This window comes from Antrihabitans stalactiti (assembly GCF_012932915.1).
Lineage (GTDB): Bacteria > Actinomycetota > Actinomycetes > Mycobacteriales > Mycobacteriaceae > Antrihabitans > Antrihabitans stalactiti.
The window spans coordinates 37,115-55,359 of record NZ_VCQU01000009.1; the positions used below are offsets into that span (position 1 = coordinate 37,115).

Annotated in this window: 20 protein-coding genes and 3 tRNA genes; 8 read left to right on the top strand and 15 right to left on the bottom strand. The window is 64.7% G+C overall.

The features are described from left to right. Positions 1-174 precede the first annotated feature (174 nt). The 5 genes from FGL95_RS23080 to FGL95_RS23100 all read right to left on the bottom strand — a co-directional run bounded on the left by FGL95_RS23080 (position 175) and on the right by FGL95_RS23100 (position 2,017). Positions 175-1,248 (bottom strand): fused (3R)-hydroxyacyl-ACP dehydratase subunits HadA/HadB, encoded by a 1,074-nt coding sequence (locus tag FGL95_RS23080; protein WP_420838084.1) that lies wholly within the window; start codon positions 1,246-1,248, stop codon positions 175-177. Between the two features lie 105 nt (positions 1,249-1,353). Continuing rightward, on the bottom strand, positions 1,354-1,521 hold the full coding sequence (rpmG, locus tag FGL95_RS23085) for a 50S ribosomal protein L33 (protein WP_169591298.1): 168 nt from the start codon (positions 1,519-1,521) through the stop codon (positions 1,354-1,356). Positions 1,522-1,578: 57 nt separating this feature from the next. Next, positions 1,579-1,651 (bottom strand) — tRNA-Met (locus FGL95_RS23090). A gap of 45 nt (positions 1,652-1,696) precedes the next feature. Beyond that, positions 1,697-1,769, bottom strand: a tRNA-Thr gene (locus tag FGL95_RS23095). Positions 1,770-1,934: 165 nt separating this feature from the next. Beyond that, positions 1,935-2,017, bottom strand: a tRNA-Tyr gene (locus FGL95_RS23100). 144 nt (positions 2,018-2,161) lie between these two features. Between FGL95_RS23100 and FGL95_RS23105 the strand changes: the two genes are divergently transcribed. Beyond that, complete coding sequence (locus tag FGL95_RS23105) at positions 2,162-2,653, top strand: YajQ family cyclic di-GMP-binding protein (RefSeq protein ID WP_169591301.1); 492 nt, start codon at positions 2,162-2,164, stop codon at positions 2,651-2,653. 51 nt (positions 2,654-2,704) lie between these two features. On the opposite strand, the gene htpX is transcribed toward FGL95_RS23105, so the two are convergent. Further along, positions 2,705-3,568, bottom strand: a complete 864-nt coding sequence (htpX, locus tag FGL95_RS23110) for a zinc metalloprotease HtpX (RefSeq protein WP_169591303.1) — start codon at positions 3,566-3,568, stop codon at positions 2,705-2,707. A 55-nt stretch (positions 3,569-3,623) separates the two neighbouring features. Then, positions 3,624-4,646, bottom strand: a complete 1,023-nt coding sequence (locus FGL95_RS23115) for a polyprenyl synthetase family protein (protein WP_169591967.1) — start codon at positions 4,644-4,646, stop codon at positions 3,624-3,626. Positions 4,647-4,763: 117 nt separating this feature from the next. Between FGL95_RS23115 and FGL95_RS23120 the strand changes: the two genes are divergently transcribed. After that, positions 4,764-6,026, top strand: coding sequence for a geranylgeranyl reductase family protein (locus FGL95_RS23120; protein WP_169591306.1), 1,263 nt, complete (start codon positions 4,764-4,766; stop codon positions 6,024-6,026). A 171-nt stretch (positions 6,027-6,197) separates the two neighbouring features. Here FGL95_RS23120 and FGL95_RS23125 read toward each other — a convergent pair whose 3' ends face one another. Both FGL95_RS23125 and FGL95_RS23130 read right to left on the bottom strand, forming a co-directional pair. Continuing rightward, positions 6,198-6,899: a demethylmenaquinone methyltransferase gene (locus tag FGL95_RS23125; protein ID WP_169591309.1), complete on the bottom strand. Its 702-nt coding sequence runs from the start codon at positions 6,897-6,899 to the stop codon at positions 6,198-6,200. Between the two features lie 13 nt (positions 6,900-6,912). Further along, entirely contained in the window at positions 6,913-7,278 is a 366-nt protein-coding gene (locus FGL95_RS23130) for a YybH family protein (protein WP_169591313.1), read from the bottom strand. 106 nt (positions 7,279-7,384) lie between these two features. Between FGL95_RS23130 and FGL95_RS23135 the strand changes: the two genes are divergently transcribed. Further along, positions 7,385-8,260 carry a LysR family transcriptional regulator gene (locus FGL95_RS23135; protein WP_169591315.1) on the top strand — a complete coding sequence of 292 codons (876 nt, stop codon included), beginning with the start codon at positions 7,385-7,387 and terminating at the stop codon, positions 8,258-8,260. On the opposite strand, the gene FGL95_RS23140 is transcribed toward FGL95_RS23135, so the two are convergent. Together FGL95_RS23140 and FGL95_RS23145 are read right to left on the bottom strand one after the other, a co-directional pair. After that, the gene (locus FGL95_RS23140; RefSeq protein WP_338079983.1) at positions 8,261-9,403 is read right to left on the bottom strand and encodes a glycosyltransferase family 4 protein; all 1,143 of its coding nucleotides are present in this window, start codon (positions 9,401-9,403) and stop codon (positions 8,261-8,263) included. It lies immediately after the preceding gene. Between the two features lie 63 nt (positions 9,404-9,466). Next, the gene (locus tag FGL95_RS23145) at positions 9,467-9,907 is read right to left on the bottom strand and encodes a DUF3592 domain-containing protein (protein WP_169591318.1); all 441 of its coding nucleotides are present in this window, start codon (positions 9,905-9,907) and stop codon (positions 9,467-9,469) included. Positions 9,908-9,958: 51 nt separating this feature from the next. On the opposite strand from FGL95_RS23145, the gene FGL95_RS23150 reads away from it, so the two are divergent. Then, on the top strand, positions 9,959-10,474 hold the full coding sequence (locus FGL95_RS23150) for a DUF2505 domain-containing protein (RefSeq protein ID WP_169591321.1): 516 nt from the start codon (positions 9,959-9,961) through the stop codon (positions 10,472-10,474). On the opposite strand, the gene menD is transcribed toward FGL95_RS23150, so the two are convergent. From menD to FGL95_RS23165, 3 genes are read right to left on the bottom strand one after another with little or no spacing between them, the layout of a single operon-like run. Continuing rightward, the gene (gene menD / locus FGL95_RS23155; protein WP_169591323.1) at positions 10,471-12,081 is read right to left on the bottom strand and encodes a 2-succinyl-5-enolpyruvyl-6-hydroxy-3-cyclohexene-1-carboxylic-acid synthase; all 1,611 of its coding nucleotides are present in this window, start codon (positions 12,079-12,081) and stop codon (positions 10,471-10,473) included. The genes FGL95_RS23150 and menD overlap by 4 nt on opposite strands. After that, positions 12,078-12,545, bottom strand: a complete 468-nt coding sequence (locus FGL95_RS23160; RefSeq protein ID WP_169591326.1) for a DUF6918 family protein — start codon at positions 12,543-12,545, stop codon at positions 12,078-12,080. Before FGL95_RS23160 ends, menD begins: the two co-directional genes overlap by 4 nt. A 25-nt stretch (positions 12,546-12,570) precedes the next feature. Beyond that, the gene (locus FGL95_RS23165) at positions 12,571-13,557 is read right to left on the bottom strand and encodes an o-succinylbenzoate synthase (RefSeq protein WP_169591329.1); all 987 of its coding nucleotides are present in this window, start codon (positions 13,555-13,557) and stop codon (positions 12,571-12,573) included. Positions 13,558-13,643: 86 nt separating this feature from the next. Between FGL95_RS23165 and FGL95_RS23170 the strand changes: the two genes are divergently transcribed. Further along, positions 13,644-15,005, top strand: coding sequence for an alpha/beta hydrolase (locus FGL95_RS23170; protein ID WP_338079984.1), 1,362 nt, complete (start codon positions 13,644-13,646; stop codon positions 15,003-15,005). A 1-nt stretch (position 15,006) separates the two neighbouring features. Here FGL95_RS23170 and FGL95_RS23175 read toward each other — a convergent pair whose 3' ends face one another. Continuing rightward, positions 15,007-15,636: a PaaI family thioesterase gene (locus FGL95_RS23175; protein ID WP_169591331.1), complete on the bottom strand. Its 630-nt coding sequence runs from the start codon at positions 15,634-15,636 to the stop codon at positions 15,007-15,009. 26 nt (positions 15,637-15,662) lie between these two features. Here FGL95_RS23175 and FGL95_RS23180 point away from each other — a divergent pair, with 26 nt between their 5' ends. From FGL95_RS23180 to FGL95_RS23190, 3 genes are all read left to right on the top strand, one after another. After that, complete coding sequence (locus FGL95_RS23180) at positions 15,663-16,556, top strand: 1,4-dihydroxy-2-naphthoyl-CoA synthase (RefSeq protein WP_169591334.1); 894 nt, start codon at positions 15,663-15,665, stop codon at positions 16,554-16,556. A 19-nt stretch (positions 16,557-16,575) separates the two neighbouring features. Then, positions 16,576-16,965, top strand: coding sequence for a VOC family protein (locus FGL95_RS23185; RefSeq protein ID WP_169591337.1), 390 nt, complete (start codon positions 16,576-16,578; stop codon positions 16,963-16,965). Between the two features lie 63 nt (positions 16,966-17,028). Next, positions 17,029-18,219 (top strand): inorganic phosphate transporter, encoded by a 1,191-nt coding sequence (locus tag FGL95_RS23190; RefSeq protein WP_169591341.1) that lies wholly within the window; start codon positions 17,029-17,031, stop codon positions 18,217-18,219. Positions 18,220-18,245: the final 26 nt, after the last annotated feature.

Here is an 18,245-nt window from a genome sequence, read left to right on the forward strand (position 1 = left end):
TCTCGACACAGCGATCAGAACAACATTGATCGACGAGAGCCGGCCATTCTGCGATTACATGACATGCGCGCCACCCTCAGCGGCAAACGAACCCGCCGCAGGGCAGCGCGCAGCGCTGAGTAAACCCAGAAATCTCAGTGTACTTCACTGCCCGCTTACGACCGAAATCGCCGGTCACGCAAGCTGGACCTTGGCGGTCGCCCGCCCGAAAATCCGCCGACCGCCGCACATCGCGACCATGGCAATGACAGCCGTCTTGGTCTCTTCGTCCATCGACTTGATCTTGCCGGTGAACTCGATCTCAGCGGCTTTGTGTGGGTCGACGTAGACGGGGCTGGTGAAGCGAACGCTGTAATCCTTGACAGCGCCCGGGTCGCCCAGCCACGACGTGATGAATCCGCCGCCGAGGCCCATGGTCAGCATCCCGTGGGCAACGACGTTCTCCATCTCCACCATCTTCGCGACTTCGTCGCTCCAGTGGATGGGATTCGCGTCGCCGGAGACACCCGCGTAGTTGACCAGGTCGCCGCGCGTGAGCCGCACGGTCCGCGGCGGGAGCTCGTCTCCGACGCTGACATCGGCAAAATTCGGCGCGTGCTTGCTCGGCGGCACGACGGGCAGGGCTGCGTCCACCTGCTTGACCGGAATGTTGGGCGCCGAACGCGGAACATGATCGGGCTCTTCGTCGCCGATGCCGTGCATCAGGATGTCTTTGATCGTCGCCGCGATCGACTCGTCGATCTCGACGTTGCTGCGGCCCGCGAGCGTCGTGTACGTCGTCTGGACCAACTCGTCGTTCTGATCGGTCACGATGTTCTTCGTAACGATCAGATCGGCGCCGCCGGGGGCGCGCCGGAACGAGTGCAGAAAGACGTCGCAGACCAGCTGGTCGCCAGCTTTGATCGGCCGGTGAAATTCCAGGACCTGATCGGTCTGCATGATCTGGCTGAGGTCGTAGCCGGTGACCACTGTTTCGAAGAGCCGGCGCTGCGCCAGGATTCCCACCAGGGAAATGAAGGTCAGCGGCGCGACGAGACCGTCGTGGCCGAACTCCAAAGCCTTGTCCTCGTCCCAATGGACGGGGTGGTAATCCTGGACCGCGCGCGCGTACTCGCGAACCTTTTCTCGACCGACCTCGTAGTAGTCGTCGACGCGATAGTGGTGTCCCACCATCGCCTCGGCGTGCGCCGCTGGGTCGAAGGGTGCGGTCTCCTGATCCGAAACGTCGGTGTTGGTCACCTGGAAAATGTACCTATCTACCCAGGACCGCACCCCGCGAGGTGCGGCGTGTCGATCTCCTCACGTGTGATCGGTCGAGGCGGAGGCGACTGACGCGACCCCGCGCGGAGTCGACTAGCGCGACTCGCGGTGCGCCCGATGAGTGCCGCAGTTCGGGCAGAATTTCTTCAGCTCGAGGCGATCAGGATCGTTGCGACGATTCTTCTTCGTGATGTAGTTGCGGTGCTTGCACTCCGTGCACGCCAAGGTGATCTTGGGGCGGACGTCGGTGGAGGAGGCCACTGGATGCCTTCTTTCGGGTCTTGGTTCTGATCGGGCTCGATCAGATCGTTCATGTTGTAGCGATGGCCGGACTTGAACCGGCGACACAACGATTATGAGTCGTTTGCTCTACCGACTGAGCTACACCGCCTTGGTGTCGAGGGCCACACGGCAAGTGCAGCACCACAATCCAGCGAGCCCCCTAACGGAATCGAACCGTTGACCTTTTCCTTACCATGGAAACGCTCTACCGACTGAGCTAAGGGGGCATGGCTACGTCCGCAGCGCGGAATCTCCCAGCATACTCGGAAACTTCTGCGACGCGATGAAGCCTTCAAGAGGGTACACAGAGCGGGCGATCGAATCCAAACCGCCTGGAAAGCGAAATGCCCCGCAACCGGCTGAACAGCTGGTCACGGGGCATTTCCTTGCTGTGGCAGGTGTAGGATTCGAACCTACGTAGGCGTAAGCCGACGGATTTACAGTCCGCTCCCATTGGCCGCTCGGGCAACCTGCCGGTTGCGATCAGAGCGAGTCTGACGCGCTCAGCAGAATACAACGCACCCACACTGATTGTGCAAACCGGGTGGTCGTGGCCCTGACCGAGCGCGATAACGTCTGTGCGGCGGGGATGAACACAAAACTGATCGAGGAGCTGGAAGTGGCCGATTCGTCATTCGATGTCGTGAGCAAGGTCGACCGGCAGGAGGTCGACAACGCGCTGCATCAGGCAGGCAAAGAGCTGTCGACCCGCTACGACTTCCGCGGCACCGGCGCCAGCATCGAATGGTCCGGTGACGAAGTGATCGTTCTCACGGCCGAAGCAGAGGAGCGGGTGAAAGCCGCGCTCGACGTCTTCAAGGAAAAGCTCATTCGCCGCGACATCTCGCTCAAGGCCTTCGACGCAGGCGAGCCCGTGCAGTCGGGGAAGATCTACAAGATCACCGGAACCCTTGTGCAGGGAATCACCTCCGAGAACGCGAAGAAGATCTCGAAGAAGATCCGCGACGAAGGCCCCAAGGGCGTCAAGGCGCAGATCCAGGGCGAAGAGCTACGCGTGAGCAGCAAGAAGCGCGACGACCTTCAGGCCGTCCAGGCGCTGCTGCGCAGCGAGGACTTCGGCATCGCCTTGCAGTTCGTCAACTACCGGTAGCAGCCCAACCCCCTTGTGAGTCCTTTAGGAGTCCCTGGACTCCTAAAGGACTCACAAGGGGCCGTTGGCCAGCGCTTCGAGGCGGGCGATTCGGTCGGCCATGGGTGGGTGCGTCGAAAAGATCCGCGAGATACGTTCACCGCCACGGAACGGGTTGGCGATCATCATGTGCGACTGGGCCGCCAACTTCGGCTCGGGCGGCAGCGGCGCCGCAGCCACGCCGAGTTCCAGTTTCCGGAGCGCGGATGCCAGCGCCAACGGATCGCCGGTGAGCTCGGCGCCGGACTGATCGGCTTGATACTCCCGGGATCGCGATACCGCGAGCTTCACGACGGTCGCCGCAATCGGGCCCAGCAGCGACACCAGCATGATCTCGAGGATGTTCGGTCCTCCGTTCCCCCGACCGAACATCGAGGCGAATACGGCGAGATTCGCGAGGCCGGAGATCACCGCCGCCATCGCGCCCGCGACCGACGCGATCAAGATGTCGCGGTTGTAGACGTGGGACAACTCGTGCCCGAGCACAGCGCGAAGTTCGCGCTCGTCGAGGATCTGCAAAATGCCACTGGTGCAACACACCGCTGCATGCCTCGGACTGCGTCCGGTCGCGAAGGCATTCGGCGCATTCGTGGGGCTGATGTAGAGGCGCGGCATCGGCTGATGCGCGATCGTCGCCAGCTCCCGCACGATCCGGTAGATCACCGGCGCCTCTACCTCGGTGATCGGCTGGGCCCGCATCGCACGCAGGGCCAGCTTGTCGCTGTTGAAATACGCGTACGCGTTCATCGCGACAGCGAAGACGATCGCACCGATCAGAATGGTCGGACTACGAAAGATCGCACCGATGCCGACGATCAGCGCCGACATACCCACTAGCAGTGCGAACGTTTTCAATCCATTGGCATAGCCGTGCACGCGATGCCTCTTCTCGTCAGGGCCAGGCGCCTTCCACGTTACGCGGCGGACAGCCTCAGCCGACCCGTTCGATCGTGTAGTCCACCAGCCGTTTCAGCGCCTCGTTACCGACGCCTTGAGGCAGGAGTGCAAGCTCAGCCCGTGCGAGATCGGCATAGCCGGCGAGCTTCTCCTTCGCGAGCAACATGCCCTGCGATTGGCGCAACAGTTTCAGAGCTTCCTCGACGTCCTCATCGGAATCGATGGGACCGGAGAGCAGCTGACGCAACCGGTCTCCCCCGGTGCCCTCTTCGCGCAGCGCGTACAGCACCGGCAAGGTGTGTACGCCCTCACGCAGGTCTGTGCCGGGGGTCTTGCCCGATTGCTCGGAGACCGAGGAAATGTCGATGATGTCGTCGGAGATCTGGAACGCTGTCCCGACAGCGTCGCCCAACCGCTCCAACCGGGCGACATGTTCGGCATCGGCGCCGGAGAAAGTGCCCCCGAACCGGCCGGACGCTGCGATCAACGATCCGGTCTTCTCCCAGACGACGCGCAAGTAGTGCTCGACGGGATCCTGCATTTCCTTGACGCCGATGGTCTCGCGCATCTGCCCGGTGACCAGCTCGGCGAAGGTCTCGGCGATGATGCGGACCGCTTCGGGACCGAGCGTCGAGACCAGACGCGACGCGTGGGCGAACAGGTAGTCGCCTGCAAGGATCGCGATGCTGTTGCCCCACCGTGAGTTCGCGCTCGGGGCCCCGCGACGCATGGATGCTTCGTCCATCACATCGTCGTGGTACAGCGTCGCAAGGTGCACCAATTCGACGACGGTGGCTGCGGTGACGATGCCTGGGTCGTACGGTTTCGGCCCGAGTTGGGCGGTCAGGATCGTGAAAAGTGGGCGAAACCGCTTGCCACCCGCTTTCGCGAGATGGAGGGCCGCCTCCGTGAGGAAATCCTCGCCGTCCGACAACTCGTCGACGAGAAGTTTCTCGACACGCTCCAGCCCGTCGCGGACCTTCGCAGCAAGCTGCGGATCGACGAGATCCACGCCTGCAACGACCGTGCTCTCTTCCTCCACTGTCCCGGTGCCCATTCCTTCTGTCAGTGACGCGTTCGGTACCACGGTATTGAACCTAGCGGTAACGCTCCATTCCGGCTCATCGCGTCGGCTCAACGCACGACCCTTTGCCGGAACTGTCAAGATGGAACCATGTTGACCCAGGATGTCGCACACGAGCCCGCACCCGTGCCTGCGCACACCGATGTGCTGGTCATCGGCGCCGGACCTGCGGGTTCTGCAGCTGCCGCCTGGGCGGCACGTAGCGGTCGCGACGTGGTCCTCGCTGATTCAGCGGTGTTTCCACGCGACAAGACCTGTGGCGACGGACTCACACCGCGAGCGATCGCCGAAATCGACCACCTCGGGCTCGGCGACTGGGTCCGGCAGCGGACCGTCAATCACGGGCTCCGCCTGGCCGGATTCGGCCGCGAAGTCGAGCTGCCGTGGCCGGGTGGGTCGTTGCCGACCATTGGAAGTGCCGTTCCGCGAACAGAACTCGACGACAAGCTGCGCACGACGGCCGTCGAATCCGGCGCGACGATGGTCGAAGGCGCGAAGGCCGTCGGAGTCGAGCGAGACGGTGACCGCGTGAGCGCGGTGATCCTGAAAACCGCCGACGGGCCACGCACGATCACCTGCCGCTCGTTGATCGTTGCCGACGGGGTCCGGTCCACATTGGGCAAGGAATTGGGCCGAACCTGGCATCGCGAAACGGCGTACGGGGTCGCCGCACGGGCGTATGTGAAGTCGGGCCGCAGCGACGATCCGTGGATCACGTCACATCTGGAACTGCGCGACGGCACTGGAAAATTGCAGGCCGGCTACGGCTGGGTCTTTCCATTGGGCACCGGCGAGGTGAACATCGGGGTCGGTTCGCTCGCGACCGTCAAGCGTCCCGCCGCGGTCGCGTTGAAACCGCTCATCGAGCTGTACGCATCGCTGCGCCGCGAAGAGTGGCAATTCGACGGACCGATCCGCGCAATCTCGTCGGCACTGCTCCCGATGGGCGGGTCGGTGTCCGGCGTCGCAGGCCGCAACTGGGCCCTCATCGGTGACGCCGCGGGGTGTGTGAACCCGCTGAACGGCGAGGGCATCGACTACGGCCTCGAAGGTGGGCGGCTGGTCATCGACCTGCTCGACGACCGCGACCTCACCCATGCCTGGCCCGCCCTCCTGCGCGACCGCTACGGTCGCGCGTTCTCGATCGCCCGACGTCTCGCTGGGCTCGCCACGATGCCCGGCGCGGTCGCCACCGGCGGACCCCCGGTCCTACGGTCGAAAGCCCTGATGCGCATCGCAATTCGGGTCATGGGCAACCTCGTCACCGACGAAGACGCTGATACCACCGCACGCGCCTGGCGGGCATCGGGCCGCGCATCGTTGAAGTTCGATCGCCGCCCGCCGTTCAGCTGAGCAGGTGGCCCCTCGACCGGTCCCCCGCGACCTGCTCACCCACGTCGAGTTCACTCAACTCCGGCAACTGGCTCGTGCTGGTCGAGCCGAAGGAATTCACGCCGGAAGACTTCGCCTAACCCCCTTGTGAGTCTTTTAGGAGTCCATAGACTCCTAAAAGACTCACGAGGGTCAGGGACAGATCGCGCTGTGTACGGCGACGACTCCGCCGGACAGGTTGCGCCACTTCACCTTCGACCAACCAGCTGCTTCGATGCGCTTGGCGAGCTCGGCCTGGTCCGGCCAGGCGAGGGTGGATTCGGCGAGGTAGACGTAGGCGTCAGGGTTGCTGCTGAACCGCTTGGCCACCCAGGGCAGCACGTTCGTCACGAAGACTCGGTGCCCGAAACGCATCGGGCGCCACACGGGGGTCGAGACTTCGCACACGACCAGTCGGCCGCCGGGCTTCGTCACGCGCGCGAGTTCGGCGAGCCCACCGTCGAAGTCGGCGACATTGCGCAGGCCGAAGGAGATGCAGACGCCGTCGAACACGTTGTCGTCGAAGGGCAGCGCGACGGCGTCGCCCGCCACCATCGGAACCCGCCGCGCGAGGCCCGCTTTCAGCATCCCCTTCGAGAAGTCGGCAGCCACGCACCAGGCGCCGGAGCGACCCAGTTCGACCGTCGAGACACCGGTACCCGCCGCGAGGTCCAGGATCTTCTCACCGCTCGTCGGCGCCAACGCTTTACGCGTGGCGCGCCGCCACAGCTTGTCCTGGCCCATGGTGAACACGGTGTTCATGAGGTCGTACCGAGGCGCGACGCCGTCGAACATCGCCGCTACCTCGTGCGGGTCCTTTTCCAGCGATGCCCGCGAGCCCTCTGTTTTGGTCACGACCCGAGCTTAGTTATGCCGGGGCCTTCACCTCCGGCCGGTCGATCAATCGCAACCACGTCCCGTCCGACTGGCGGCGCACCACCTGCACTCGCCCGCCGGTGTTGTCGGACGACGGAGTCGAGGTGAGCGCCAGATCGCCCGCGAACACGGTCGGGAGCGGCTCTTCGAAGGTGAATGTGGGCCTGCCAGCGATCAACTGTTCGCAGATCGCCTGAATTGCCTTCCGGCCGACCGTCGAACTCCCGGGCGGGAACGCCAAAACGGCGTCTGGTTCGTAGAGCAGCGCCATCCCCTCGGCGTCGCCGGCGTTTGCGCGCTCGACGAACAGACGGGTGAGATCTTCTGGCGTGCTGGCTGTTTCGCGTTGTGCTGGCATCGTCTTTACCTACTTTCACTGTCGGTTCCTGCTGACAACTCCATCGTGCGATCTACGAAGCTAGAAGTCCAACAGCTAGTTGTTCTGCCAACTAGAATCGCTATTTATGGAACTTCGCCAGCTCGAGTACTTCATTGCGGTCGCCGAAGAAGCGAACTTCACCCGAGCAGCCGAGCGCATGCACGTTGCGCAGCCCGGAATCAGCGCTCAGATCCGCAAGCTCGAACGAGAGGTCGGTCAGGACCTGTTCGATCGATCGGGTCGCGGCATTCGGCTGACGGACGCAGGAAGGGCCGTCTTGCCGTACGCACGGTCGGCGCTGGGCGCCGTTGCGGGCGCGCGGACCGCCGTAGACGAGTTGTCCGGACTGCTCCGCGGCCGCATAGCTGTCGGGATAGTCGGCGCGGGTCCCACGATCACCTTTGCCACTCAACTGACTGCATTCCACAACGATCACCCCGGCGTCGATATCACCTTGACCGAAGCAGACTCCGCCACGCTGCTCGACCGGTTGCGCTCAGGCGAACTGGATCTCGTCGTGGTTGGGCTGGCCACCGAGCCCACTCCCGATCTCACCATCGAGGTCCTGGCCGAGGACCCGATCGTCGCAGCCGTCTGCCGCGACCATCCGCTTGCTGCCGAGTCGTCGGTACCGCTGACCGCACTGCGCAACCTGCCACTCATTACGCTGCCGCGCGGCAACGGTGTCCGTTCGAGGATCGAAGAAGTCTGCGCCCGGGCTGGTTTCGCGCCACACGTGGCGTTCGAGGCGAGCAATATCGCGGTGCTCGCGCAGCTCACCGAGTCAGGAGTCGGCGTGGCGATCGTGCCCGAACCACTGGTCCCGATCATGTCGACGGCGTTGCATGTGCTGCCGATTCACCCAGAAGTCCGCGCGCAGATCGCACTCGCCTGGCGCACCGAAGGCCCCACCAACCCGGCCGCGCTCGCGTTCCGACAGCAGGTTCGGGCGAATCGCTAGTCAGGCGGTGTGGTGCAGATGCGAGGCAGGCGCACCGATGACCTCGCGATAGTGGTCGAGCAATTCCGCGCAGATCGCCGGCCAGGTCCGATGCAGCACGGACCGTCGAGCGGATTCACCGAACCGAGCCCGGACCGTCCGGTCCGCCAATGCGTCGACCGCGCTCGGCAGCAGTTGACCGAACCGCTCGACCGGCAACAAATAGCCGTTGCGGCAGTGCGAGACGAGGTCGCGTGGGCCACCTGCATCCGGACCGATCACCGGCACGCCGCTGGCGAGTGCTTCTTGAACTGCCTGGCAGAACGTCTCGTGCTCACCTGGGTGCACGAACACATCGAGGCTCGCGTAAGCCTGCGCTAGTTCGGAGCCGCCGAGTTCGCCCATGAAGATCGCGCCAGGCAACCGACGCTCGAGGGCGGGGCGTTCCGGTCCGTCGCCGACGATGACGAGCTGGATGCGCGGATTGTGCGCCAAGGATTCGAGCCGGTCGACGTGCTTTTCGGGAGCCAGCCTGCCGACGAATCCGACGATGAGTTTGCCCTCGGGTGTCCAACGCGCACGCAGGTCCTCGCGTCGAGCACTGGGTGCGAAGCGCTCGATGTCGACGCCCCTGCCCCAGCGATGCACGCGGGGAATGCCGTGCTCTTCCAGCGCCTCGACAGCTGCCGTGGACGGCGCAAGCGTGCGTGACGCGCGCCGGTGAATCCGAGCGGTCCAGGCCCATGCCGAGCGGGTCGCGACGCCGAGGCCGTAGCTCTTGGCGAATCCCGCCACATCGGTCTGGTAGATCGCGACCGAGGGCACGTCGAGCCGCAGCGCAGCGCCCAGACCGCCCGCGCCGAGCAGGAACGGCGAGGCCAGGTGGATCACGTCGGGGTCGAAATCGCGCAACGCTGCCGTCATGCCGGGTTGCGGCAAGCCGACAGGCAGGGAGCTGATCTTCGGCACCATGATCGCAGGCACCCGATGAATTGGGACTCCGTTGATCTCGGTCGGGGCAGGGGGTGCCGCCCGAACAGTGTCCGGCGCGACGACGAAGGCCTGGTGACCGTGCCTCTCGAGGTAGTCGAGAACCCGGAGCACCGAATTGGTGACCCCATTCATATTCGGGAGGAAAGACTCCGCGACGATGGCTACTCGCACGAGACTCAGTGTCCTAGGCGCATCGCCCGAGCCAGCCACGACCGCGTGACCACAGGGCGAAGTTCAAGCAAACGCTTCGGACTCACGGCGCATTCGACCAACGACGATCAACGTGGGAATCGCGAGAGCCCACACCACGACGATCACCGACGCGACCGGGATGACCGCGACGCGCGCATCACGGCCCTTCACCCGCACCAGATCGGGGTCGGCCTTCGAATACTCGACGTCGATGCGCTGACCGGCCGTGAGGTTGGTCGGATACAGCACCCCGAGCCGCGGGGTATGGGTCACGCCGTCGGGGGTTTTGAAGCTGACGGCGGAACGCAGCCGCCCGGCGGAGAGCACCTCGGCAACCGTGACGTCTTTGTCGGCATCGATGGTCCGGTCGTTCTTCCACGCCGCGAGAACGAGGAGTACCGACAAGATAGATACCGCCGAGGCCGTGATCCAGACAACCAATCGAACCCGCCGCAAAACTAGCGGTCGGCGGTCGGAGGTCACGGTCGAAGGCTACAACGCCTCGCCCGAGCGGCTCGGGTAGCGTCGTCGACCATGTCCCGCAGCTTCGAATTCGACCTTGCCTACACGTCGACCCCAGCCCAGGTTCATGCCGTGTTGACGTCCGAGGAGTACTGGCGTTCGGTGTTCGAGGGCGCCGAGAACGCCGACGTGACCTATACGTCGCCCGGCCCTGGTGCACTCCGCGTCGTGCTGACGCAGGTCATCGGCGATCGCTCCATTCCCGGCCCTGTCAGAAGGGTGCTCGGCGGAGAACTCACGCTCAGCTACGCCATGGAGTGGCAGCAATTCGACGGACCCGGCGCTACCGGCTCGTTCGGCGGAAAGTCGACCGGAGTCGTCGGGCTCGCCGACGGCGTCTTCGCCCTCACCGATGCAGGAACCGGCGCGCTGATCACCGCGAAAGGAAAAGTCGAGGTCAAAGTGCGCCTCGTCGGCGGAGTGATCGAGAAGATCTTCGAGCAAGCACTCCACAAAACCCTGACGCACCAGCGCAACGACGTCGAGAAGTGGATCGCCGAACGCTCGTCGAGCGAAACGAAAGACTAGAGCCGGGCGCGGACCGCTGCGTGCAGTTCGCGCAGCCCGGACCGCTCGGTCGCCACCTCGAGCACGCGGATGCCGTCGGCGCCGCCGTCGAGTGCGACCGCCAGTTCGTCGGGGGTCACCAGCCGATGGGGGACGCGATAAGCGGCGCAGAGCGCCGCTAGGTCCATGCCGTGCGGCGTGCCGAAGACGCGCTCGAACACCCCCGCGTACTGCGGATCGCCCTGTTCGAGGAGCTCGAAGATGCCGCCACCGTCGTCGTTGGCGACGACGATCGTGAGGTCGAGCGGCCGGGGCTCACCCGTTCCCATCAGTAAGCCGGACGCGTCGTGCAAAAACGTCAGGTCACCGATCAAGGCGATGGTCCGGCCATCGTGTTTGAGCGCGGCACCGACAGCGGTCGAGACGGTGCCGTCGATACCCGCGACGCCACGGTTCGACAGCACACGCACGCCCGGTTTGGGGTAGCTGACCAATGCGGCATCGCGAACAGGATTGGACGCGCCGAGCAGGAGCTGATCGCCATCGCGAAGCGCGTCGGTGACCACGGCGGCGACATGCAGCCCCGTGGCCTTCGGGTGCAGCGAAAGTTGTTCCCGCACAGCGGCATCCGCGCTGCGGCCAAGCTTCGCGCAACGGTCGAGCCAGTGCTGCGTCGGCGCACCGGACACCACCGCGCGCGTGCCGGTTCCGACGACGTTGCCCGATACATCCGGCCACCGCGGACCGGTCGTCAAGGCATATACCGCGACCCCTTGATCGGCCAACAGCTGCGCGACCGGCCGGTGCAACGTCGGACGACCGGTGATGATCGCCTGGCGCGGCTCCAACAGGGGCAACGCCAGCGGGTGTAGCGGCGGTCCGTGCAAGGGTGCCGTCGGCTCGGCAACGGTGGGCACATGGGAGAGCTCGGGGCGGAGGCGCGCGCCGTGCCCGGAGATGACGACGGTGTCCGGCGTGAGGTCGATCTCGATCGGCACGTCGAGGGTGGCGTTCTGCGTGGTGGTCCACGCGGCGCCGTTGGGCCGCCCGACCGGTGCAGGGACGGTCGGATGGATCCCCGGCACAAGCGGCTCCCGCAGCGGGATGTCGAAATGCACAGGTCCGGCATTGCCCGACCGCGTACCGCGTGCGGCGGCAAGAACCCGACACACTGCCGAGCGCCACTGGCTGTTCTGTTCGTTTCCGTACTCCGCCAGCCCGAGGCTGACCGTCGCACGGACCTGGCTACCGAAGAGCCCGAGCTGTTCGATCGTTTGGTTCGCGCCGGTGCCGAGCATTTCGTACGGCCGGTTCGCACTCAGGACGACGAGCGGGACGCGCGCGTAATTCGATTCGAGCACCGCCGGACCGAGGTTCGCCACCGCCGTACCCGACGTCATCACCACGGGGACGGGGCGCCCGCTCGATATCGCGAGCCCGACCGCGAGAAACCCCGCGGTCCGCTCGTCGATGCGCATATGCAACCGCACCCGCCCAGCCGAGTCGGCGGCTTCCAACGCGAACGCCAACGGCGCATTTCGCGAGCCGGGGCACAGGACGACGTCCTCGACCCCACCACGAATCAGCTCGTCGACGACAACTGTTGCCTGGGCGGTGGACGGATTCACTCCTTCAGATTGGCAGACGCGCGCTCGGCGTGACTCTCCACCAGGTCACCAAGGCGAGGAAGAGCCTCGATCACGTTCTTCTTCGCCGACGGCCGCATGGTCTTGTAGACCTTCTTCGCGGCCTGTCGAGAAGAGGCTTCGACGCGGTCGTCCGTGACGCCGAGCAGAGCATCGGACACCTCGTCGGCACGCCCGCTCAGGTAGTCCGCGAACCGGCCACCCGTGGTGCGGAACTCCTGCCAGAACGGGTCGAGCCGGTCGAGAAACGACGGCAAGAGCTTCTCGACGGCCTCGGGCACGATCGACGGACTGACCTTCTTGACGGCCGCGTACCCGCTCTTGACCGCGATGCCCGAGGCGCCCTTCTTGTCCGATACCTCTGCATCGATCAGTGCGTGCACATCGGCGAATACCGCATCGCGTCGCGACTCTTCGAGCAGTGTTTCGTTCAGGGCTGCAACCACTTTCAGTCCTCCATCAGGATCGTCTTCATTCGGCGCCCGCCACTATACGGTGACATCTCGCCAAGCGCTCGAGCCACCAATCAGCTCTGTCTGCGGTCACGGCGAGTCGGGTCAGACGCTCCGGATCCGGGTCGATCGGCGCAACCTCGAGCGCCCCGTCGACCAAAGATCGCGGCTCGGCGACGTCTTCGGTGAACAGCCCACCGGTACCGAGCCCGCACGCAAGTTGCAGCTCCGGCAACGCCGCCGCAGCCGCCAGCCCGGCGTTCATTCCGACGACGGAATCGAGTGCGCTCGACACGACGAGCGGTATCCCGAAGTCTGCGAGCTCGACCGCCAGGTCCAGCAATCGCCGCATCCCGCCCAGCGGTGCGACTTTCACCACAGCGACATCACAGCCACCCATTCGCGCGACGCGAATCGGATCCTCTGCACGCCGGATGCTCTCGTCGGCCGCGATGCGAATCTCAGGGAGCCGTCGCCGCAACTCGACGAGTTCGTCGACCGTGCGGCACGGTTGTTCGGCGTACTCGAGCGGTCCGACGGCCGTGAGTGCGGTCAGCGCTCGGGTGGCTTCATCGAGACTCCAACCACCGTTCGCGTCGACTCGGACGTTGGGGATCTGCGAACGGACCGCATCGACTCGCCGGACGTCGTCGTCGATCGTTTGTCCCGGCTCGGCAACCTTGACCTTGGCAGTCGAGACCCCGGGAAACTTTGCCAGCACCATGGGCACCTGGTCGGCGGCGACCGCGGGCACCGTCGCATTGACGGCGACCCTGGACCGCACCGCGGCAGGTTGCCCCAGCCACGCCGCCTCGATCGCGCTTCGCAGCCAATGCGCGGCTTCGTCGTCGCCGTATTCGGGGAAGGGTCCGAATTCGCCCCAGCCTGCCGGTCCGCGCACCAAGGCGACCTCACGCGCAGTGATACCCCGAAACCGGACCCGCATCGGCAAGCTGACCACACGGACCTCGGTGGTCAGTTCGGCGAGCGTAGGCAGTTCGGACACAGCCTCATTCTTACCGTCCGCGGTTCACGCCCAGCTCATAGGTCGCTCCCAGGGTTCTGGCAGGAAAGTCCACAACAATCGCCCCAGTGCGCGCTCACCAAGGCATTTCGCTGCTGCAAGGATGGTTTCCGCTCACCCTGGAGATCGTCACCGTTGTCGTACTGATCGTCGTGATCGGCTGGCGCACGAAGCGTTGGCGCCTGATCTGGTTGCCGATCAGTGTGGCGGTGGGCATCGCAGGCGCACTCGCCGCTCGCACGTACATGAACTCACAGGGACTCGCCGACGACCCCGCGCCCCAGCCGCTCTGGATCTGGACCGCCGTGTTCGTCGGCGCGATCGCCGTCGCGGTCGTGGGTTGGCGAGGCACGCGATGGTGGCGGCGAGCCCTATCCGTTCTGGTATTGCCGTTGTGCTTCGTGTGCGTCACCCTCGTGCTGAATCAGTGGGTCGGGTACTTCCCGACGCTGTCGGCGGTCTGGGGCGCAATCACCGCCGGACCGCTTCCCGACGAGGTCGACGCCAGCGACCTCGCGGGTCTGCGCGGCACTGCACCGACAACCGGCAAGGTTGTCGAGGTCGACATTCCAGACAACGGCAGCGATTTCAAACACCGCTCGGAGTACGTCTATCTGCCACCAGCGTGGTTCGCGGGCGATACACCGCCGAAGCTGCCGGTGCTGATGATGATCGGCGGCGAATTCAACACTGCACCCGACTGGATGCGCAGCGGCGATGCGATCTCTGTGGTCGATTCGTACGCCGCGGCCCACGCCGGACGCACGCCGATTCTCGTGTTCGTCGATTCGAGCGGCAGCTTCAATACCGACACCGAATGCGTCGACGGACCGCGCGGCAACGCAGCGGACCACCTCACGAAAGACGTTCGCCCCTACATGGTTTCGCAGTTCGGCGCATCGAACGACGCCGTGAACTGGGGTATCGTCGGCTGGTCCATGGGCGGCACCTGCGCGGTCGACCTGACCACGATGCACCCCGACCAATTCACCGCATTCGAAGACATCGCAGGCGACATCGGACCGGCCGCCGGCACCAAGGACCAGACGATCGCGCGACTGTTCGGCGGCGACGCCGACAAATGGGCGTCCTACGACCCGATGACGGTAATGGCCACACACGGACCGTACGTGGGCATTGCCGGTTGGTTCGAAGACACCGGTCAGCAACCGAATGCGCAGAAGAGCGCGCGACCTGGCGGCCACGGCAACTACCACCCGCCTGTTGCGAGCGCGCCGAACGGCTTCGGTGGGCACGACGATTCGATGATGGTCGTGCAGAAGGATGCCGCGGAGAAGCTCTGCGCCGCAGCAAGCGCGCAGAGCATCGACTGCTCGGTTCACACCGTCGTGAGCGGGCACACCTGGCAGTTCGCCACCCAGGCGTTCGCCGATGCGTTGCCCTGGATCGCAGGCCGGATCGGGGCGTGAATCAGGGCTGACCGGGCAACAACTGCACCATCAACGCATCGCCGTCGGCCAGCAACGTTCCCGATTCATCGGTCAGCCGTGCCTTGATGAACGTCTTGCGACCTTCGACGTGGTCGACGGCGCCCTCGATTACCAGCGGAACCTCGAGTGGCGTGACCTTTCGGTAGTTCACGTGGAGGTAGGCGGTCCGGCTGATCGGCCTTCCTGCTGCGTGCACGATCATGCCGAACAAGTCGTCGAACAACAGCGGAAGCACGCCGCCGTGCGCAGCACCGTTACCGCCCAAGTGGTAGCGCCGGAAAACGCCTCGGCTGCGGACACCCTCGGCGTCGAACTTCTCGATCCGCCACGGCAACATCAGCAGGCTGCCGCGACCCGGGAGTTCGATCGCACGCCCAGCGGGAGCCTTGCCTTCGGCAGCCTTGTACGGCGCGAGCAGTTCGTTGAGTTTCTCGGCCTGGTCCGCGGCCAACGCGAAGACATCGTCCGGCGCATCGGCGGAAACTGCGAGGTCCTGCAAGGTCCGCATCGCCTCGACGAAGCGCCCGAAATCCGGACCTGCCGTCGATGCCGTCCACACCGGAAAGCCACCGCGATGCTCGTCGGCCTCGTCACTCAGTTGTTCACTCATACCTGCACCGTAGCTATGGTGACGCTGTGACCTTCAATCCGCAGCTATGGCGAGCAGTTCCTGGTTTCGAGAATCTCACCGATATCACCTATCACCGGCACATCGAGCAAGGCACAGTTCGCATCGCGTTCAACCGTCCCGAAATCCGCAACGCGTTTCGGCCGCACACCGTCGACGAGCTCTATCGGGCACTCGACGACGCGCGGATGACGTCGGATGTCGGCGCAGTGCTGCTGACCGGAAACGGACCGAGCCGCAAGGACGGTGGGTGGGCCTTCTGCTCCGGCGGTGACCAGCGCATTCGAGGCCGCAGCGGCTACCAGTACGCGGCAGGCGAGACCGCCGACACCGTCGACAAAGCCCGCGCGGGGCGACTCCACATTCTCGAGGTCCAGCGCCTCATCCGATTCATGCCGAAAGTCGTCATCGCCTTGGTGAACGGCTGGGCAGCAGGCGGCGGACACAGCTTGCACGTCGTGTGCGATCTCACACTCGCCAGCCGCGAGCACGCCCGGTTCAAGCAGACCGACGCAGACGTGGGTAGCTTCGACGGCGGCTACGGCAGCGCCTATCTGGCAAAGATGGTGGGCCAGAAATTCGCTCGCGAAATCTTCTTCCTGGGGCGCCCGTACACCGCCGAGGAAATGCACCAGATGGGCGCCGTCAACAAGGTGGTCGACCACGCCGAACTAGAGGATGTCGCCCTCGAATGGACCGCGGACATCAACGGCAAATCACCGCAGGCACAACGAATGCTGAAGTATGCGTTCAACCTGACCGACGATGGTCTGGTCGGACAGCAGCTTTTCGCCGGCGAAGCGACGCGACTCGCGTACATGACCGACGAAGCAGTTGAGGGTCGCGACAGCTTCCTGGAGAAGCGCAAGCCCGACTGGACGCCGTACCCCTGGTATTTCTGATCGATCGAGAGGTTCACCGATGCAGGTACTCAGCAGCCGCGTCATCTTGCGCCCCGCCGACTATTCGCGGACGCTGAGTTTCTACCGAGACCTGATCGGCCTCGCCGTGGCTCGCGAATATCCCGGCGGCACCGTGTTTTTCGCCGGTCAAGGTCTCATCGAGATCGCGGGCCACGGCGGTTCCGACGCACCATCGACATTCAGCGGCGCCATTTGGCTTCAAGTCCGAGACATCGCCAAGGCCGCAAGCGAACTTGCAGCAAAGGGCGTGACGATCGATCGGGAGGCCGTCAAGGAGCCGTGGGGACTGCTCGAAATGTGGGTTTCGGACCCCGACGGAGTGAAGCTCGTCATAGTCCAAGTGCCCGACAATCACCCGCTTCGAAGGGACTCGCGAACGACCGGGTAGACGGCAGATGAACAGCTCGGGTTCAGCTGGATTTCCCCGCCGACGATCTTCACACTGATTCGCGTGAGCGCAGACCTGATAGTTCTTCTGATCGTTATCGTCACCGCCTTAGCCTTCGACTTCACGAACGGCTTCCACGACACGGCCAACGCCATGGCGACCTCCATCGCCACCGGTGCGTTGCAACCGAAGGTGGCAGTGGCCCTATCCGCCATCCTCAACCTCGTCGGCGCCTTCCTCTCGGTGGAGGTCGCCGCGACGGTTGCGAAGGGCATCGTCAACCTCAAGGGCGTAGGTGGCCAAGACCTGCTGGTCATCGTCTTCGCCGGTCTAGTCGGTGGCATCCTTTGGAACCTGTTGACGTGGTTGTTCGGCATCCCCTCCAGCTCGTCGCACGCATTGTTCGGCGGACTCATCGGCGCGACCATCGCCGCCCTCGGAACGAGTGGCGTCATCTGGTCGGCGGGCAAGGACGCCGGCGTCGTCGGCAAGATCCTGGTTCCTGCGGTCCTCGCCCCGGTGGTCGCTGCCGCGGTGGCCGCACTGGGTACCTGGCTCGTCTACCGCGTCACGCAGAAGTCGGATCCGGGCAAGGTGAAGGAAGGATTCCGCTGGGGTCAGATCGGCTCGGCATCCCTGGTTTCCCTCGCACACGGCACCAACGACGCGCAGAAGACGATGGGCATCATCTTCCTCGCATTGGTCGCCTATGGATCGATCGGCGAGAAGGACACCATGCCGTTGTGGGTCATGGCAGCGTGCGCCCTGGCGATCGCCCTGGGCACTTACCTCGGTGGCTGGCGAATCATTCGCACACTCGGCAAGGGCCTCGTCGAAATCGACTCGCCGCAGGGATTCGCCGCCGAATCTTCCTCGGCAGCAATCATTCTGACGTCGGCGCACTTCGGCCTGCCGCTGTCGACGACACAGACCGCCACGGGCTCGATCCTCGGCACCGGCCTTGGTAAGCCAGGCGCAGAGGTTCGCTGGAACGTCATGGGCCGCATGGCCGCTGCCTGGTGTCTCACCCTCCCGCTCGCCGGCCTCGTCGGTGCCATCTGCTGGTACATCGCAGATGTGATCAGCGGACTCGGCGGCGTCGTCGTCGTGTTCGGCATCCTGGTTGCATTGTCCGGTTACATGTACCTCCGGTCGCGTAAGAACCCCGTCGACACCTCGAATGTCAACGAAGACTGGGACAAGGGCCTCGCACCCGAGGCGGCGCCGTCCTCCAACCAGCCTGCCCAGGTCTAGGCCCAAGTCTTTTCAAGAACGGAACC

What these genes read in the sequence shown, in the direction of transcription:
- FGL95_RS23135 (WP_169591315.1), top strand. Translation starts at nt 7,385, where the DNA reads ATGGAACTTCGCCAGCTCGAGTACTTCATTGCGGTCGCCGAAGAAGCG.
- FGL95_RS23130 (WP_169591313.1), bottom strand. Translation starts at nt 7,278, where the DNA reads ATGCCAGCACAACGCGAAACAGCCAGCACGCCAGAAGATCTCACCCGT.
- FGL95_RS23185 (WP_169591337.1), top strand. Translation starts at nt 16,576, where the DNA reads ATGCAGGTACTCAGCAGCCGCGTCATCTTGCGCCCCGCCGACTATTCG.
- FGL95_RS23150 (WP_169591321.1), top strand. Translation starts at nt 9,959, where the DNA reads ATGTCCCGCAGCTTCGAATTCGACCTTGCCTACACGTCGACCCCAGCC.
- FGL95_RS23115 (WP_169591967.1), bottom strand. Translation starts at nt 4,646, where the DNA reads ATGGGCACCGGGACAGTGGAGGAAGAGAGCACGGTCGTTGCAGGCGTG.
- FGL95_RS23175 (WP_169591331.1), bottom strand. Translation starts at nt 15,636, where the DNA reads ATGAGTGAACAACTGAGTGACGAGGCCGACGAGCATCGCGGTGGCTTT.
- FGL95_RS23120 (WP_169591306.1), top strand. Translation starts at nt 4,764, where the DNA reads ATGTTGACCCAGGATGTCGCACACGAGCCCGCACCCGTGCCTGCGCAC.